General features: G+C 36.6%; 19 protein-coding genes, 6 tRNA genes and 4 riboswitches. Of the genes, 23 read left to right on the top strand and 2 right to left on the bottom strand.

Going from position 1 to position 15914, the window contains the following annotated elements:
* The first annotated feature begins 5 nt into the window (after window positions 1-5).
* The 8 genes from ACXY7N_RS24090 (at window position 6) to ACXY7N_RS24055 (ending at window position 2483) form a co-directional block, all read left to right on the top strand.
* A tRNA-Phe gene (locus ACXY7N_RS24090) sits at window positions 6-81 on the top strand.
* Window positions 82-91: 10 nt separating this feature from the next.
* Window positions 92-164, top strand: a tRNA-Thr gene (locus ACXY7N_RS24085).
* A gap of 6 nt (window positions 165-170) precedes the next feature.
* Window positions 171-241: transfer RNA gene (locus tag ACXY7N_RS24080), tRNA-Trp, on the top strand.
* Window positions 242-251: 10 nt separating this feature from the next.
* Window positions 252-328, top strand: a tRNA-Ile gene (locus ACXY7N_RS24075).
* A 10-nt stretch (window positions 329-338) separates the two neighbouring features.
* Window positions 339-413: transfer RNA gene (locus ACXY7N_RS24070), tRNA-Asn, on the top strand.
* Window position 414: 1 nt separating this feature from the next.
* Window positions 415-486, top strand: a tRNA-Glu gene (locus ACXY7N_RS24065).
* A gap of 131 nt (window positions 487-617) precedes the next feature.
* Window positions 618-1037 (top strand): CBS domain-containing protein, encoded by a 420-nt coding sequence (locus ACXY7N_RS24060; RefSeq protein ID WP_016089265.1) that lies wholly within the window; start codon window positions 618-620, stop codon window positions 1035-1037.
* 294 nt (window positions 1038-1331) lie between these two features.
* Complete coding sequence (locus ACXY7N_RS24055; protein ID WP_016133642.1) at window positions 1332-2483, top strand: DUF3965 domain-containing protein; 1152 nt, start codon at window positions 1332-1334, stop codon at window positions 2481-2483.
* A 229-nt stretch (window positions 2484-2712) separates the two neighbouring features.
* Here the strand turns inward: ACXY7N_RS24055 and ACXY7N_RS24050 are convergent, their stop codons facing one another.
* Together ACXY7N_RS24050 and ACXY7N_RS24045 are read right to left on the bottom strand one after the other, a co-directional pair.
* On the bottom strand, window positions 2713-3051 hold the full coding sequence (locus ACXY7N_RS24050; protein ID WP_016133643.1) for a hypothetical protein: 339 nt from the start codon (window positions 3049-3051) through the stop codon (window positions 2713-2715).
* A 5-nt stretch (window positions 3052-3056) separates the two neighbouring features.
* Complete coding sequence (locus tag ACXY7N_RS24045) at window positions 3057-4223, bottom strand: SH3 domain-containing protein (RefSeq protein WP_016133644.1); 1167 nt, start codon at window positions 4221-4223, stop codon at window positions 3057-3059.
* 269 nt (window positions 4224-4492) lie between these two features.
* Window positions 4493-4604: riboswitch (TPP riboswitch) on the top strand.
* Between the two features lie 60 nt (window positions 4605-4664).
* Window positions 4665-4767: riboswitch (TPP riboswitch) on the top strand.
* An 82-nt stretch (window positions 4768-4849) separates the two neighbouring features.
* Here ACXY7N_RS24045 and tenA point away from each other — a divergent pair.
* The 15 genes from tenA to kdpA all read left to right on the top strand — a co-directional run bounded on the left by tenA (window position 4850) and on the right by kdpA (window position 15907).
* Window positions 4850-5545 (top strand): thiaminase II, encoded by a 696-nt coding sequence (tenA, locus tag ACXY7N_RS24040; RefSeq protein ID WP_000666832.1) that lies wholly within the window; start codon window positions 4850-4852, stop codon window positions 5543-5545.
* Window positions 5514-6263 carry an ABC transporter ATP-binding protein gene (locus ACXY7N_RS24035; RefSeq protein WP_016133645.1) on the top strand — a complete coding sequence of 250 codons (750 nt, stop codon included), beginning with the start codon at window positions 5514-5516 and terminating at the stop codon, window positions 6261-6263. Before tenA ends, ACXY7N_RS24035 begins: the two co-directional genes overlap by 32 nt.
* A complete protein-coding gene (locus ACXY7N_RS24030) occupies window positions 6263-7015 on the top strand; it encodes an ABC transporter permease (RefSeq protein ID WP_016133646.1) in 753 nt (250 codons plus the stop codon). The genes ACXY7N_RS24035 and ACXY7N_RS24030 overlap by 1 nt, the downstream gene beginning before the upstream one ends.
* A complete protein-coding gene (locus ACXY7N_RS24025; RefSeq protein ID WP_016089259.1) occupies window positions 7012-8013 on the top strand; it encodes an ABC transporter substrate-binding protein in 1002 nt (333 codons plus the stop codon). The genes ACXY7N_RS24030 and ACXY7N_RS24025 overlap by 4 nt, the downstream gene beginning before the upstream one ends.
* A gap of 10 nt (window positions 8014-8023) precedes the next feature.
* Window positions 8024-8644 carry a thiazole tautomerase TenI gene (gene tenI, locus ACXY7N_RS24020; protein WP_016133647.1) on the top strand — a complete coding sequence of 207 codons (621 nt, stop codon included), beginning with the start codon at window positions 8024-8026 and terminating at the stop codon, window positions 8642-8644.
* On the top strand, window positions 8637-9746 hold the full coding sequence (gene thiO / locus ACXY7N_RS24015; protein ID WP_016133648.1) for a glycine oxidase ThiO: 1110 nt from the start codon (window positions 8637-8639) through the stop codon (window positions 9744-9746). Before tenI ends, thiO begins: the two co-directional genes overlap by 8 nt.
* Window positions 9747-9761: 15 nt before the next feature.
* On the top strand, window positions 9762-9965 hold the full coding sequence (gene thiS / locus ACXY7N_RS24010) for a sulfur carrier protein ThiS (RefSeq protein ID WP_001049505.1): 204 nt from the start codon (window positions 9762-9764) through the stop codon (window positions 9963-9965).
* A 2-nt stretch (window positions 9966-9967) separates the two neighbouring features.
* On the top strand, window positions 9968-10738 hold the full coding sequence (thiG, locus tag ACXY7N_RS24005) for a thiazole synthase (protein ID WP_016089255.1): 771 nt from the start codon (window positions 9968-9970) through the stop codon (window positions 10736-10738).
* Window positions 10731-11750, top strand: coding sequence for a thiazole biosynthesis adenylyltransferase ThiF (gene thiF / locus ACXY7N_RS24000; protein ID WP_488592641.1), 1020 nt, complete (start codon window positions 10731-10733; stop codon window positions 11748-11750). The genes thiG and thiF overlap by 8 nt, the downstream gene beginning before the upstream one ends.
* A 6-nt stretch (window positions 11751-11756) precedes the next feature.
* The gene (thiD, locus tag ACXY7N_RS23995; protein WP_142291957.1) at window positions 11757-12578 is read left to right on the top strand and encodes a bifunctional hydroxymethylpyrimidine kinase/phosphomethylpyrimidine kinase; all 822 of its coding nucleotides are present in this window, start codon (window positions 11757-11759) and stop codon (window positions 12576-12578) included.
* A gap of 85 nt (window positions 12579-12663) precedes the next feature.
* A riboswitch (cyclic di-AMP (ydaO/yuaA leader) is annotated at window positions 12664-12811 on the top strand.
* A gap of 93 nt (window positions 12812-12904) precedes the next feature.
* Window positions 12905-13291, top strand: coding sequence for a hypothetical protein (locus tag ACXY7N_RS23990; RefSeq protein WP_016133651.1), 387 nt, complete (start codon window positions 12905-12907; stop codon window positions 13289-13291).
* A 16-nt stretch (window positions 13292-13307) separates the two neighbouring features.
* Window positions 13308-13538, top strand: a complete 231-nt coding sequence (locus tag ACXY7N_RS23985) for a hypothetical protein (RefSeq protein WP_000866307.1) — start codon at window positions 13308-13310, stop codon at window positions 13536-13538.
* Window positions 13539-13798: 260 nt separating this feature from the next.
* A riboswitch (cyclic di-AMP (ydaO/yuaA leader) is annotated at window positions 13799-13944 on the top strand.
* Between the two features lie 94 nt (window positions 13945-14038).
* Window positions 14039-14143 carry a SipW-dependent-type signal peptide-containing protein gene (locus ACXY7N_RS23980; RefSeq protein WP_000887889.1) on the top strand — a complete coding sequence of 35 codons (105 nt, stop codon included), beginning with the start codon at window positions 14039-14041 and terminating at the stop codon, window positions 14141-14143.
* Window positions 14140-14220, top strand: a complete 81-nt coding sequence (gene kdpF, locus ACXY7N_RS23975; protein ID WP_000972378.1) for a K(+)-transporting ATPase subunit F — start codon at window positions 14140-14142, stop codon at window positions 14218-14220. Before ACXY7N_RS23980 ends, kdpF begins: the two co-directional genes overlap by 4 nt.
* 19 nt (window positions 14221-14239) lie before the next feature.
* Window positions 14240-15907 carry a potassium-transporting ATPase subunit KdpA gene (gene kdpA / locus ACXY7N_RS23970; protein ID WP_454497425.1) on the top strand — a complete coding sequence of 556 codons (1668 nt, stop codon included), beginning with the start codon at window positions 14240-14242 and terminating at the stop codon, window positions 15905-15907.
* Window positions 15908-15914 lie beyond the last annotated feature (7 nt).

Here is a 15914-nt window from a genome sequence, read left to right as displayed (position 1 = left end):
ATGTTGGCTCGGTAGCTCAGTCGGTAGAGCAGAGGACTGAAAATCCTCGTGTCGGCGGTTCGATTCCGTCCCGAGCCACCATTTTTTTTATGCCGGCTTAGCTCAATTGGTAGAGCAACTGACTTGTAATCAGTAGGTTGGGGGTTCAAGTCCTCTAGCCGGCATCCTTTAGGGGCATAGTTTAAAGGTAGAACTGAGGTCTCCAAAACCTCCAGTGTGGGTTCGATTCCTACTGCCCCTGTAAAGTATATGGGCCTATAGCTCAGCTGGTTAGAGCGCACGCCTGATAAGCGTGAGGTCGATGGTTCGAGTCCATTTAGGCCCACCATATATATTATTCCGCAGTAGCTCAGTGGTAGAGCTATCGGCTGTTAACCGATCGGTCGTAGGTTCGAGTCCTACCTGCGGAGCCATGGCCCGTTGGTCAAGTGGTTAAGACACCGCCCTTTCACGGCGGTAACACGGGTTCGAATCCCGTACGGGTCATAAAAAAAAGAGTCAGCAATATGCTGACTCTTTTTTATTGTGCGTTAATCCTCCTTTATCAACTGATTTTCCTGAAATAAATAAAGGAATTTAGGAAAAGCTATGGTATGTATAAAAAGGAGGAGACAAAAATGACACGAGTGAGAGACTGTATGAGTACTCATATTGTACATTGTACACCGCTAGACAATGTATATGAGGCTGCTGTAAAGATGAAAGAAGAATCGATTGGATTGATTCCGGTTGTTGAAAATGAGCAAGTTGTTGGGCTTGTTACGGACCGAGATTTAGTTGTTCGAGGGATTGCTGAGAAACATCCTGGATCTAATAAAATTACAAATGTAATGACAACAAACATTGTTTCAGTTTCTCCAGATGATTCTATTGAAAAAGCCACAGAGTTAATGGCACAGTATCAAATTAGACGATTACCAGTAGTTGAGAGTGGTCAACTCGTTGGGATGCTAGCACTAGGTGATTTAGCTATAAGAGAATCGGCAGATGATCAAGCTGGATTTGCTTTAAGTGAAATCTCGGAGCATACGGAATGAAGAAAGATTTTAATTAGTGGGGTAAGTTACGTATAAAAATCAGATGCATTATTCTAGTATATAGAATTAAACTAATATGTTAGCATGATGTATCTGAGACATTATATAATAAGTATACAGTTAGTAATTTCGACAGTTTATTTAAATTTGTCATTCCTAATTTTAAATAAGAGAAAAAATGATATACTGATAGATATAAGTATTATGAAAGATTTTGAATATAACAATATTCATTGTTAGTGATGTAATAATGGATTAATATTTCCTATGTAGACAAAAGGGAGGGGGAATTATATGAGGGCTGTACAGCGCGATCCAAATTGGAATTTGGTTACAGATACATATATAGAACCAAATAATTTCGCTGAATTATTTTCTTTGCTTGTACCTTGTCATCCAAAAGGTGAAGGGAAAGAACGAACTATATTAGTGTGGAAAGAAAAAGAATTTTATAAAGAAGAAAATTTAGCGGCATTTATCGTATATGGAATGAATAAAACAAAGAATTTACCGCAGTTTCATAAAGATGAAATTCCAACTTTAGTACGTATTCTTCGCTTATGCCAAGAGATTGGTTGGTATGAAGAAGCAAATACTTTTATGATAACTCAAGGATTAGCTGAGTTTGTTCACACTTCATTGGAATATGAAACATGGGATCTTTTGACGCAAGCGGTTGCTTTAAACTATTTAATTATCAAATATCGTATTGGTGAATTAACTGATGGGGATGTAGAAATCTGGGATAGAGTTAAATTTAATGAGAAATGTATAACAGACTGTAAACATCTATTATCCCATAAAGAAGTATTAGAATTTACATTCTTTTATATGTGTAAGAGAGCTAAGTTCCTATCAAAAGAGCAATTAAATAGTGATATGATGAGTCTAGCTATGTATTGTAATACTTTCGTGTATGATTTATATACACATGACTTATTACGAAAATATCGTAAGTGTACAGACTTCTTATCATATTATGGACCTAGTCAAGCGGTGTTAGCTTGTCAAAGAGCTGTACTTTCTCAAATTTCAGATCGATTAGACCCATTGAAAACTACTCATGTAGATGATTATTTATATGTAATGAAAGAAATGATGGAGCATATGACGATAGGAATAATGGATCGATATGATCATTTTATCGGAAAGTTATTATCATATGTGCCATTTTTCGAAATGATTCAAGTTCCACAACATGCATATTATTGTGAAGAATTATTGTATATTTGCAAGGGAATTGAATATAAAGAAGAAATATTACGCAATTATATATTTATACAATTACATGATTGTTTACCATCATTCTTTAAACTATTTCTTAAAAATAAGCGTTATGCAACAATTCATGATATTCTGTTCTATTGGTGCGATGATGAACAAAGAATGAGCTTAGAGAAAAAATATAATCTTAGTTTTATTTATGAAAAATATGCTTGCGGATAAAAGAGCATTTTCTATATAAATTAAAAAGGATCTCAAGTTTATGTGAGATCCTTTTTTTGTTAGTAAAGTAAGGAGAACGCAATTAAGACGAGAAATAACATTCCATAAAGGAGAAATTGTGCCGTATAGCTTCCTTGTATACCAAAAAAAGTATTTGTTTTTTTATATAAATTCAATATATATTTTAGCGGATTATCTTTGAAAGATTGGTACACAGTGTCTCCTCTTTCTAAGCTTCTTGTTCGTGTTTTTTGTTATTAGGGACATGAATGTACCTAGCTATGAATAATAAAACAGCCATAAAGCATACGGGAAATACGGTAGTTAAATAAAAACCATTACTAATAATATTTGTTATTAGGGCACTTAATAGAAAGACGGCATTATAAATATGGGCAATTTTTTGTTTTAGTTGTACTTGAAAGGCTTCCATCATAATTTCTAAAGTAACAAAAGCAATGATAATAGATAAAAATACAGTATTTGTATTGTAAATGATTAAACAAAAAATTAAACCTAAAAAGGCTAAGTATTCAATTAAGAGAGATATATTGATATTGCGTGGCATACAATTTACCTAACTAAATATGGCAGTGGGTTTACTGCATTTGTTTTTTCAAAATTCCACTCTCCATTGTGTAATTCAAAATGAAGATGTTGCCCGTATGAATGACCTGTGTTTCCCATATGACCTACTAATTGTCCAGCTTGTACTTGATCACCAGCTTGTACAGTGCGATCTTTCATGTGAGCATAGACTGTCGTATATAATTTCCCGTTTATTTGATGGGCGATGAACACAACATTGCCATAGCTAGCTGAATAATATGATTTCACAACTTTACCTGCAGCCGCCGCCTGGATAGAGACATTACCCTGAGCTGCAATATCTATACCATAATGCATTTGTTCCCAGCGCATATCAAAGGTTGAGCTAACTCTTCCTTGAGTAGGGAATTTAAAAACTGCTGGAATTGAAGTAGGTTGAGCTGTTTGAGCTTGTGATTGCGTTTGCGTTTGATTTTGCACCACATAATGTTTTGCCACATATCCGTATCCTGTGCCAAAACGAATTTTATACCAAGTTCCTACAGTTTCCACTACTTGTATTTGTGTACCATTTTGTAATGAGCCAAGTAGTGCGCTACTTGTACTAGCGTTGCTACGTACATTAAGTTTAGGTGTTGCAACTGTGTATTTCGTATTATTTTGAACTGTGATGCCTTTTACTAAAGGCTGTGAACCATTAGACACGAATGCCTTTTGTACGTAACCTGTTTTGCCATTATGTAAAATTTTATACCAATCACCTTGTTCTTCTTGAATGGTAACGAATTTCCCATTTGGTAATACATCTAAAATTGAAGATTCTAAATTAGGTTCAGAACGAACGTTTAATGCATTGGCATTAACGATGTATTGATTATTAGATTGAAGTTTGTTTTTTAGTAGAATAGCATCTTTTTGTACGTAACCTACTTTATTATTAACAGATACTTTATACCAGCCATTAGTTGTTTCAAGTATGTTCACTTTCGTATTAAAGCGGATTGTATCAATTGATGAGCTATTTGCGTTATCTTTTGTATGTAAGGCTACTTGATCGACTTTTACATATCCAGTTTTCACATTAGATAATTGTTCAGCGTTGGCTGTTTGTACATTTGTTTCTCCCATAGAAGGAAGTAAAGAGGCAATTGCGACAGTAGTTGCTGTTAAAGCAGTAGCTTTCATATTCATATAATAGAGACCTCCTCTAGTTGTATAGTTGTAATTTTATTATAGTATAAAGATATAATATAGTGGGTGTATTCACATAAATGTAATATGAAATCAATATAAAAATAAATTTTTTGAGGATAATGATTCCTTTTTATCCAATTAATTAGGATAATAATTTCTAAGATAGAATATAAGTATTATATAGTTCTGTTATTTTGTTGACAATTGAGAAAATTAAAATAGTTGATGATGTCTTATTACGATGTTATACTGACAGTGATAATTTCATAGTTTGCTAGGAGAGCTGGTGTTGCCAGCTGAGAGTAGGCCGTAAGCCTTTGATCCTTTTCATTACCTGATCTAGATTATGCTAGCGTAGGGAAGCAATTCGGACACTAATAATGAGTCCCCGTTTCTTTGCGTATAGAAACGGGGCTTTTTTATTTGAAAATTTCATATTGAAACCACTAGGGGTGCTTGTTGTGCTGAGAGAGGAATAATCCTTAACCCTTACAGACCTGATCTAGGTAATACTAGCGAAGGGAAGTGGAGCAACGAATAAATTATAATTTTATTTGCTGTAACCACTTCTTATTTAGAAGTGGTTTTTTATTTAGATATATAAATTGAAAGGGGATAGAGAAATGAAATTTTGCGATAGATTATTAGAAACTGTACAACCAGTTTGGGAGATGAGTCATAATCACCCGTTTGTAGTAGGTATGGGAGATGGCACGTTAGAAAAAGATAAGTTTCAGTATTATATTATTCAAGATTATTTATATTTGTTAGATTATGCAAAGCTATATGCGATTGGTGTTGTAAAAGCAACGAATCCACAAGTAATGGGGAAATTTGCTGAACAAATTGATGGCATATTAAATGGAGAAATGACAATCCATAAACAATATGCAAAAAGACTTGGTATTTCTATAGAGGAGATAGAATCTGCAAAACCATCTGCTAAAAATTTAGCCTATACAAATTACATGATGTCTGTATCTCAAAATGGCACGCTTGCGGAATTAATAGCAGCACTTCTTCCATGTATGTGGAGCTACTGGGAAATTGGAAAGCGTTTAAACGATATTCCTGGAGCAAGAGATCATGAGTTCTTTGGTGAGTGGATTCAAGGATATAGTTCGGAAGAATACGGTAGCCTTTGTATTTGGTTAATAGATTTATTAAATGAAATGGCAGTTGGAAAGTCTGACAAAGAGCTAGATCGATTAGAGGAGATTTTCCTATATTCCAGTCGATTTGAATATTTATTCTGGGATATGTCCTATCGTAAGGAGATGTGGGGATTTGAGGAGCAAGAACATACTACAGTTTCATAATGTTTCTTTTCATTATGATGAGAAACCAATCATCAATGAATTAAATGCTTCTATACAAGATAAAGAGTTTGTAAGTATTATCGGACCGAGTGGATGCGGGAAAAGTACTTTATTTCGCCTTATTACAGGTTTAGAAGAAACAAGTACGGGACAGATAGAGCTGACAGAAACAAAGAGCCATCCTGTAGGGTATATGCCCCAAAAAGATATGCTCCTGCCATGGAGAACGATTATTGAGAATGCTGCCCTGCCGCTAGAGTGCCAAGGTGTACAGAAGAAAGAAGCACAAATAAAGGCAAAGGAACTGTTACATAAATTTGGCTTACAAGGGTATGAGACAAAATATCCGAAAGATTTATCTGGTGGTATGAGACAACGCGTATCTTTTATTCGAACTTTATTAACAGGCGGGGAGATATTGCTGTTAGATGAACCGTTTAGCGCGTTGGATGCGTTAACGAAGGCATCTTTGCAAGAATGGCTGTTTGAACAATGGAAAGAGTGGAAAAAAACAATTTTATTTATCACTCATGATGTGGAAGAAGCATTGTTTCTTTCTAATCGAATTTTCGTTGTAGAAAATCAACCGATAACTACTTTAACCGAGAGGATTGTACCGCTTGATCGTAATCGGACAAGAAAAGATTTGTATAAGCCTGAAGTGTTAGCGCTTAAAGATGAGCTTCTTAGTATGTTACAAAGGCAGGTACTCGTATGATGAACCGGTTGAAGGAACTATTACCTGCCCTTACACTTTCTAGTGTTTTACTTGTCATGTGGGAAATAGGCGCAAGAATTGTAGATGAGATGTACATTTTACCGTCACCGTCTGCAATTGTAATGAAGATATGGCAACTAAAAGATATATTATTTACAGTTCATTTGCCGGCAACATTATACGTCGTTTTAATAGGGGTAGCTATTTCTATCGTACTTGGGGTAGGGCTAGCAATATTAATGAATGCGAGTAATTGGATGGAGAGAGCATTTTATCCATTATTAGTTGCCTCACAAACGATTCCGATTACAGCGCTTGCTCCGCTCTTCGTTTTATGGTTTGGATATACGATCTGGAGTAAGGTTGTTGTCACGGTTTTAATTACGTTTTTCCCAATTGCGGTCAATACGTATGATGGACTACGTAGTACAAAAAAAGAATGGGAGGAGCTCTTAGTTACGTATGGAGCAACGAAAAAAGATATTTTTCTTAAATTAAAGTTACCATCTGCTCTTCCTTATTTTTTCTCAGCTTTAAAAATTGCAGTTCCGCTTAGTGTGATTGGGGCGGCAATTGGTGAATGGCTCGGTGCACAAGCTGGGCTAGGATATTTCAGTAAAAGAATGATGACGCAATTAGACGGAGCGGGTGTATTTGCCCCCATTGTATTGTTATCATTATTAGCTATTTTCTTTGTTGTCCTTATTTCGATTTTAGAAAAGAAATTTATTAGTTGGAGGAAGTATTCATGAAATTTTTAAAACGCATCTTTGTGTTTACATTATTAGTTGCAATGATCGCTGGATGTTCTAGTAATTCGGCATCAGATAAGAATAAAAAAGAAAAAGAAATAACGGTCATGCTTGATTGGTACCCAAATGCGGTACATAGCTTTATTTATGCGGCGATTGAAAAAGGCTACTTTAAAGAAGAAGGAGTAAAGGTGAATATTAAATTCCCTTCTAATCCGACTGATCCATTAACTTTAGCAGCTGCAGGAAAGGTAACGGTTGGCTTATATTATCAGCCAGATGTTGTCATGGCAAAAGCAAATGAACAAATTCCAGTGAAATCAATTGGAGCTGTCGTACGTTCGCCATTAAATCATGTTGTATCGCTGAAATCAGCAGGCATTCAATCGCCAAAAGATTTAGAGGGGAAAACAGTTGGATATTCTGGAACACCTTTAAGTGAGATGTATTTAAAAACGATGGTAAAAGAAGCTGGTGGTAATCCAGATACAGTGAAAGTAGTCGATGTTGGCTTTGATTTAGTACCGGCACTAATTACGAAAAAAGTGGATGCGGTAACAGGGGCATACATTAACCATGAAGTACCTGTTATGCGCCATGAAGGTCATGAACCAGCATACTTTAATCCAGCTGATTACGGTGTACCAAACTATCATGAGCTTGTATTTGTAACAGGTGATAAAACGTTGAAAAAAGATAAAGAAGCGTTGCAAGCCTTCTTACGTGGTACGAAAAAAGGCTATGATTTCATGAAGAAAAATCCGGATGAAGCATTAAATATTTTATTAAATCATCAAGAAAAAGAAAACTTCCCGCTTGTACCAGAAGTTGAAAAAGAAAGTATGAAAATTTTATTAGAGAAGATGGAAACGAAAGATGAGCCATTCTTATCAGATTCAAAAGAGTCATGGGAGAAACAAAATAAATGGCTGAAAGATAAAGGAATGACGAAAGAAATCGTTCCGGCTGAGGAATTATTCGAAAACATTTTAAAGTAGGCGAATGAATATGAAAAATGAGCTTCATGTAATCTCAAATGGTCACATGTCATTCGAAGAGCTAGTGAATGTAGCAATGCAAATTGAGAGTGAGATTGATTATTTGCATATTCGTGAGCGTGAGAAAAGTACGAAGGAATTGTATGAAGGTGTGGAAGGTCTTTTGAAGAAAGGCTTTCCGGCATCGAAGATAGTAATAAATGATCGAATTGATATTGCTATTTTATTAAACATTCCGCGCGTGCAGCTAGGATATCGAAGCGCAGATGTAAGGTCAGTGAAAGAAAAGTTTTCTTATTTGCATGTCGGTTATTCTGTGCATTCTTTAGAAGAGGCGATCGATGCATTTAAGAATGGAGCGGATTCACTCGTCTATGGTCATGTATTTCCGACAGATTGTAAAAAAGGTGTGCCAGCGAGAGGGCTTGAAGAAGTTTCAGACATTGCAAAGTGTTTATCCATACCGATTACAGCAATTGGAGGAATCACCACGGAAAACACAGGGGATGTTCTTACTAAAGGTGTCAGTGGTATTGCTGTTATGTCTGGGATTATAAGCAGTAGTAACCCGTATAGCAAAGCGAAATCTTATAAGGAATCAATAAGAAAGTGGGCGGAAAAACATGTGTAAGAAGTATGATGTAGCGATAATTGGCGGAGGTGTAATTGGTAGTTCAGTTGCACATTTTCTAGCAGAACGAGGGCATAAAGTAGCGATTGTAGAGAAGAAAAGAATTGCATCTGAAGCCTCGAAAGCGGCTGCTGGTTTACTTGGGGTTCAGGCAGAATGGGATGCATATGACCCACTATTTGAACTTGCTAGAGAAAGCCGTGCTATATTTCCACAACTTGCAGAAGTTTTACGTGAAAAAACAGGCATCGATATTGGGTATGAAGAAAAAGGCATTTATCGTATTGCCCAAAATGAAGATGAGAAGGAAAGAATTCTTCACATTATGGATTGGCAGCAGAAAACAGGTGAAGATTCTTATTTTCTAACAGGAGATCGTTTACGAGAGAAAGAGCCATTTCTATCTGAGTCAATTATAGGTGCTGTATATTATCCAAAAGATGGTCATGTTATTGCACCAGAGCTTACGAAAGCCTTCGCACATTCCGCATCATTTTCGGGTGCTGATATATATGAACAGACAGAAGTGTTTGATATTCGTATTGAAAATAATAAAGTGACTGGAATTATGACGAGCGAAGGTATTATCACATGCGAAAAAGTTGTGATTGCGGGTGGTTCATGGAGCACGAAGCTACTAGCGCATTTTCACCGAGAATGGGGTACATATCCAGTTAAAGGAGAAGTAGTAGCGGTAAGAAGTAGAAAACCACTTTTAAAGGCACCTATTTTCCAAGAAAGATTTTACATTGCACCAAAGCGCGGTGGACGTTACGTAATTGGAGCAACGATGAAGCCTCATACGTTTAATAAAACTGTGCAACCAGAAAGTATTACTTCTATATTAGAGCGTGCTTATACAATATTGCCGGCTTTAAAAGAAGCAGAGTGGGAAAGCACATGGGCAGGATTAAGGCCACAATCAAATCACGAAGCTCCTTATATGGGAGAGCATGAAGAAATAAAAGGTTTATATGCTTGTACGGGGCATTATCGAAACGGTATTTTATTAAGTCCTGTTTCTGGTCAGTATATGGCTGATTTAATAGAAGGAAAGCAGGAAAATCACTTGCTAGATTCATTGCTTTCTAAAACAGTTTAGAAAGGAGATGGAAGTTTGAATTTAAAAATTAATGGTAATCAAATTGAAGTGCCAGAGAGTGTAAAAACAGTAGCTGAGTTACTTACACATTTAGAGTTAGATAACAGAATTGTTGTAGTAGAGCGTAATAAAGATATTTTACAAAAAGATGATCATACAGATACATCTGTTTTTGATGGAGACCAAATTGAGATTGTAACTTTCGTAGGAGGCGGTTGATTATGTTAAACATTGGACCATTTTCATTTCATTCTAGACTTTTATTAGGAACAGGAAAATTCCCTGATTTTGATGTGCAGCAAAAGGCAATTGATGTATCTGAGGCTGAGGTTTTAACGTTCGCAGTACGTCGTATGGATATATTCGATGCACAGCAGCCTAATTTATTAGAGAAACTTGATGTAAAAAAATATACGTTATTACCGAATACAGCTGGAGCAAAAAATGCTGAAGAGGCTGTTCGTATTGCAAAATTAGCAAAAGCTTCAGGGCTTTGCGACATGATCAAAGTTGAAGTTATTGGTGATGATAGAACGTTATTACCTGATCCGGTAGAGACGTTAAAGGCATCTGAAATGTTACTAGAAGAAGGATTTATCGTACTTCCGTACACATCTGATGACGTTGTATTAGCACGTAAGTTACAAGAACTAGGCGTGCATGCAATTATGCCAGGAGCATCACCAATCGGTTCAGGGCTTGGTATTGTAAATCCGTTAAATTTAAGCTTTATTATTGAACAAGCGACAGTACCAGTTATCGTTGACGCTGGTATCGGTAGCCCAGCTGATGCGGCATTCGCGATGGAATTGGGAGCGGATGGTGTGTTATTAAATACGGCTGTTTCAGGAGCAAAAGATCCTATTAAAATGGCATCTGCAATGAAATTAAGTATTGAGGCAGGACGTTTAGGATTTGAAGCAGGTCGTATTGCACGTAAACGTTGTGCAACAGCAAGTAGTCCTTTAGAAGGAATGAGCGTAGTTGAATAATCGATATTCTCGCCAAGAATTATTTTCTCCGATTGGGGAAGAAGGCCAGCAAAAGATAAGAGAAAAGCATGTGCTTATTATCGGCGCAGGTGCATTAGGTAGTGCAAATGCAGAGATGTTCGTAAGAGCAGGTGTTGGTACAGTAACGATTGTAGACCGGGATTATGTCGATTGGAGTAATTTACAAAGGCAGCAATTGTACGCAGAGAGTGATGTAGAAAATAATCTTCCGAAGGCTGTAGCAGCAAAGAAGCGTCTAGAAGAGATTAATAGTGAAGTAAGAGTAGAAGCTCTCGTTCAAGATGTAACAGCTGAGGAATTAGAAGAGCTTGTTACCAACGTTGATGTAATCATTGATGCAACTGATAATTTCGAAACGCGTTTCATTGTAAATGATATAGCACAAAAATATTCTATTCCATGGATTTACGGAGCATGTGTAGGGAGTTACGGTCTTTCTTACACAATTCTTCCTAGTAAAACGCCATGTTTATCATGTTTATTACAATCAATTCCGCTTGGCGGGGCGACATGTGATACAGCGGGCATTATATCACCTGCTGTAGCTCTCGTCGTTTCTCATCAAGTAACGGAAGCTCTTAAACTGTTAGTGGAAGATTCCGAATCACTTCGAGATGGACTTGTATCGTTTGATGTATGGAAGAATGAATATTCATGTATGAATATGCAAAAGCTTCGTAAACACAATTGTCCTTCGTGCGGAGAGAATGCATTATATCCGTATTTAAATAAAGAAAACACATCGAAAACAGCAGTTTTATGCGGGAGAAATACAGTTCAAATTAGACCACCTCATAAAGAGGAAATGGATTTTGAACGATACAAAGAGCTGCTGAATGATCGTGTGAATGATTTAAATGTAAATCCATATTTATTATCATTTTCTGTGGAAGAAAAGAGATTAGTTGCTTTTAAAGATGGTCGTGTACTTGTACATGGAACGAAAGATATAAGCGAAGCAAAAACAATTTATCATCGTTATTTTGGATAGAAAAGGATGAGTGGGATGAAAATAAATAAAGCTCTAACAATTGCCGGATCTGATAGCGGAGGCGGTGCCGGCATTCAAGCAGATTTAAAAACATTCCAAGAGCTTGGTGTGTACGGAATGACGGCAATTACGGCAATTACTGCTCAAAACACGCTTGGCGTTCAAGGGGTATATCCAGTTCCATTAGAAGGGATTATCGAACAGCTGAATTCAATTGGTACGGATTTAACACCAGATGCTGTGAAACTAGGAATGTTATTTAGCAGTGAAATTATTCAAATTGTAGCAGAACATATAAAGAAGTTTGGCTGGAATAATATTGTACTAGACCCTGTTATGATTGCTAAGGGTGGTGCATCATTATTACAACAAGAAGCAGTACAAGCATTAAAAGAATATTTATTACCAGTAGCAACGGTTGTAACACCGAATGTTCCTGAGGCAGAAGTGTTAACTGGGATGGAGATTCATGATGTTGAAGATAGTAAGGAAGCTGCGAAAGTACTGCATGAATTAGGTGCGAAATATGTGCTTATGAAGGGTGGACATGCAGAATATCAAGGTAATGAAGTAATTGACTTACTCTTTGATGGAGAAGAGTTTATCGAATTTAGAAGCGAACGGATTCCTTCAAAGCAAACGCACGGAAGCGGGTGCACATTTGCTTCAGCGGTTACAGCAGGACTTGCGAAAGGCTACTCGATTGAAGAGGCAGTTCAAGAAGCAAAACGATTTATTAGTATAGCAATTGAAGAGCCATTGAATATTGGTAGTGGTCATGGACCGACGAATCATTTTGCATATAAATTGAATAAAACGCGTGCTTAGGTAAGTAAAAAGTCAGTTTTATAACTGGCTTTTTTTCTGTTTACTTTTTCCAAATACAGGAGTAATATATCAGCCAGAATATATTTTTTTGTAAACGCTGAGTCCGATTGTATGGAGCGGAGGAACCAATTTGTGCAGTGTCACTAGGGGTGAATCTTTCAATTTTGAAAGTAGGGCTACTCTCAAAGCCCGAATCCGACAGCTAACTTCGTAAGCGTCTTGAGAGAGGACGGTGCCATGATGGATACATCACTTCATCGATCTGATTAGTATAGGGGAATATCAATCTATGTTTGAGTTCTTTTATGCTAAGGAGGATGAGGTACATGGAACTAACACTTATTTGTGTTGGAGAAGAAAGCAAGGTAAATAGTTTAATAGATTTAGTAGCATTTCAACATGAGTTAATTATTTTTACAGCAAATGAAGAGATAGCGGCTGAAGTGAGGAATTGTGGGTTTGATTGGACGTATAGTTGTAGTAGGGAGCAGGATTTTACTAGTATTTGTGAGTGTATTAAGAAGGTGATTTTACTAGGGGATGAGCTTCCAATTATTAGTTTCTTTACAGAACACATTCGCTTTTCTTTTCAAGCACCTATTACTGTTGTTACAAGGAATAAACGATATCCAGCGAGGCTCTATGAAACAATTGGAGCTACATTTGTCGTGTTTACAAATTGTGATAATATTTCTTTTTTATTTTTTGAATAGGGCGGGGGAGAAGAAGATGAAGGTGTTGTTATTAGGAGATATAGCGAATCGTTGGGCGGTATCGGTAGAGCGAGTTCAAGAATTGGTGATGCTTGATCCTATTTTTCCAAGGCCCTATATTATATTGCCATCGAAAGACGCTTTATATTTAAAAACAGATGTTATCGAATATGAGCAACTACATGCAGAATTGTCACAAGTTTATATTCGCGGGAGAAATTTACGTGCTTTTTTACGAGGAGAATAAATAGTGAATAAAAAAGAGCGAATGCTAAGTGCAACAAGCTATGCACTTCATGTCATTCGCTCTTTTTATTTCGTATTTAAAAGATCATTTATGTGAAAAAGAAAGAAAAGACGAGAAAACAGATGAAAGAATATTAATAATACTCAATGTAAGCGTTTAAATAGACGGATATTTTCTTATTTTCAGTAATTTGCCTCTTTACAAGTGAAATATAGAGGAGTATATTTACTCTCATAAATCATTCATAAAATTTCCAAAAAAACCTAAAATCGCTGAGTTCCAGAAATGGAGCGGGGGAACCAATTTTGTGCATCGTCACTTGGGGTGAATCTTTCAGTTTTGAAAGTAGGGCTACTCTTTAGGCCCGAATCCGACAGCTAACCTCGTAAGCGTTTAGAGAGGAGGTTTACTTTGTGTTGTTCATTTCGAACACTAAGTAGAGCTTAGTGTTCTTTTTTTGATAACTTAATGGTAAATTTTAACAAAAGTGAGGGGTAGTTATGTTAGATGTTGTAATGATCGGGATTTTTGTTGTGTTAGTCGCATCGATGGCAAGTCTTGCAAGTTGGTCAGATAAAGTTGTGAAAGAAGGGAAGCAATCATGATGATTGCCTTATCGGTTATTGTTGCAGCAATTACGGTGTACTTAGTGTATGCATTATTAAATCCAGAGAAGTTTTAATTAGGGGGAATCATTCATTATGATTTGGGTCGCAGTTGTTATTACCATGCTGTTGTTTATTCTTGTGGCAAAGCCAATGGGGATATATTTAGAGAAAGCCTTTCAAGGTAGTCAAAAGCTAGATAAAGTATTCGGGCCTTTTGAAAAACTTATTTTTAAAATTACGGGTGTAAAAGAATACAATCAAACGTGGAAACAGTACGCATTGTCATTAGTTTTATTAAATGGATTTATGATTGTTGTCGTATATTTCATTTTTAGACTACAAGGAGTATTGCCATTAAATCCAGCACACATTGAAGGAATGGAGCCTACGCTTGCCTTTAATACAGCAATTAGTTTTATGGCTGATACAAACTTACAGCATTATAGCGGTGAAAATGGTTTATCTTATTTATCACAATTAATCGGAATTACATTTTTAATGTTTGCAGCACCGGCAACGACGTTAGCACTCGTTATGGCATTTATAAGAGGGCTCGCTGGAAAAGAACTCGGTAACTTTTTCGTTGATTTTACGAGAGCACTAATGAGAGTATTTCTTCCTATCGCATTTATTGCGGCGCTAGTCTTTGTCACACTCGGTGTACCACAAACGTTAGACGGTGCAGTTACGGCACAAACGATTGATGGGGCAAAGCAAAGTATATTACGCGGGCCAGTTGCATCATTTGTTTCCATTAAGGAACTTGGGAATAACGGCGGTGGATTTTTCGGAGCAAACTCTACACATCCTTTTGAAAATCCAGGACAAATGAGTAATATTTTGCAAATGATGCTTATGATGCTATTGCCAACAGCACTTCCATTTACGTACGGACGAATGATAGGGAATAAAAAACAAGGTCGTATCCTTTTCGTATCACTATTTATGGTGTTTTTACTTGGATTTATAACGATTACGACATCGGAATTACATGGAAATCCAGCGTTAAATGGAATGGGTATCGAACATGTACAAGGAAGTACAGAAGGAAAAGAAGTACGATTCGGAACTGTATTTTCTTCACTATACGCAACAGTAACGACAGCTGCTGAAACAGGGGCTGTTAATACGATGCATGATACATTAACACCAATTGGCGGTCTAGTTCCACTCGTAAATATGATGTTAAACACAGTATATGGCGGTGTTGGAGCAGGTTTTGTAAACATTATTATGTATGCCGTTATTGCAGTATTTATATCTGGTTTAATGGTTGGACGGACACCGGAGTTTTTAGGTAAGAAAATTGAAGGTAAGGAAATGAAATTAATTGCGGTAACGATTTTATTCCATCCATTGCTTATTTTAGGATTTTCAGCATTAGCTCTTTCAACAAGTTTAGGAACAGATGCTATCTCACATTCCGGTTTCCACGGTTTAACGCAAGTTGTATATGAATACACATCGTCAGCTGCGAATAACGGATCTGGATTTGAAGGTTTAGCAGATAATACACCGTTTTGGAATATTACAACTGGTTTAGTTATGTTTTTAGGACGCTATTTCAGTTTAATTACGATGTTAGCTGTGGCAGCTTCGTTGAAAGAGAAGACGGTAGTACCAGAAACAGTCGGAACGTTCCGTACAGATAATGGTTTATTTGGTGGCATCTTCATCGGAACGATTGTAATTGTCGGTGCGTTAACATTCTTCCCGATGTTAGTACTTGGCCCAATTGCAGAATTTCTTACATTGAAGTAATGGAGGG

It is taken from the genome of Bacillus sp. 5w2 (genome assembly GCF_054353775.1).
Note: the sequence above shows the minus strand (reverse complement) of the source record. Positions and strands in the feature narration are given on the sequence as shown.

Excerpts from the sequence above, each read along its gene's own strand:
- kdpA (WP_454497425.1), top strand. The coding sequence starts at position 14,240 with ATGATTTGGGTCGCAGTTGTTATTACCATGCTGTTGTTTATTCTTGTG.
- thiG (WP_016089255.1), top strand. The coding sequence starts at position 9,968 with ATGTTAAACATTGGACCATTTTCATTTCATTCTAGACTTTTATTAGGA.
- ACXY7N_RS24025 (WP_016089259.1), top strand. The coding sequence starts at position 7,012 with ATGAAATTTTTAAAACGCATCTTTGTGTTTACATTATTAGTTGCAATG.
- ACXY7N_RS23990 (WP_016133651.1), top strand. The coding sequence starts at position 12,905 with ATGGAACTAACACTTATTTGTGTTGGAGAAGAAAGCAAGGTAAATAGT.
- ACXY7N_RS24045 (WP_016133644.1), bottom strand. The coding sequence starts at position 4,223 with ATGAATATGAAAGCTACTGCTTTAACAGCAACTACTGTCGCAATTGCC.
- ACXY7N_RS24030 (WP_016133646.1), top strand. The coding sequence starts at position 6,263 with ATGAACCGGTTGAAGGAACTATTACCTGCCCTTACACTTTCTAGTGTT.
- thiO (WP_016133648.1), top strand. The coding sequence starts at position 8,637 with ATGTGTAAGAAGTATGATGTAGCGATAATTGGCGGAGGTGTAATTGGT.
- kdpF (WP_000972378.1), top strand. The coding sequence starts at position 14,140 with ATGATGATTGCCTTATCGGTTATTGTTGCAGCAATTACGGTGTACTTA.
- ACXY7N_RS23985 (WP_000866307.1), top strand. The coding sequence starts at position 13,308 with ATGAAGGTGTTGTTATTAGGAGATATAGCGAATCGTTGGGCGGTATCG.
- tenA (WP_000666832.1), top strand. The coding sequence starts at position 4,850 with ATGAAATTTTGCGATAGATTATTAGAAACTGTACAACCAGTTTGGGAG.
- ACXY7N_RS24050 (WP_016133643.1), bottom strand. The coding sequence starts at position 3,051 with ATGCCACGCAATATCAATATATCTCTCTTAATTGAATACTTAGCCTTT.
- tenI (WP_016133647.1), top strand. The coding sequence starts at position 8,024 with ATGAAAAATGAGCTTCATGTAATCTCAAATGGTCACATGTCATTCGAA.
- ACXY7N_RS24055 (WP_016133642.1), top strand. The coding sequence starts at position 1,332 with ATGAGGGCTGTACAGCGCGATCCAAATTGGAATTTGGTTACAGATACA.
- ACXY7N_RS24060 (WP_016089265.1), top strand. The coding sequence starts at position 618 with ATGACACGAGTGAGAGACTGTATGAGTACTCATATTGTACATTGTACA.
- thiD (WP_142291957.1), top strand. The coding sequence starts at position 11,757 with ATGAGTGGGATGAAAATAAATAAAGCTCTAACAATTGCCGGATCTGAT.
- ACXY7N_RS23980 (WP_000887889.1), top strand. The coding sequence starts at position 14,039 with ATGTTAGATGTTGTAATGATCGGGATTTTTGTTGTGTTAGTCGCATCG.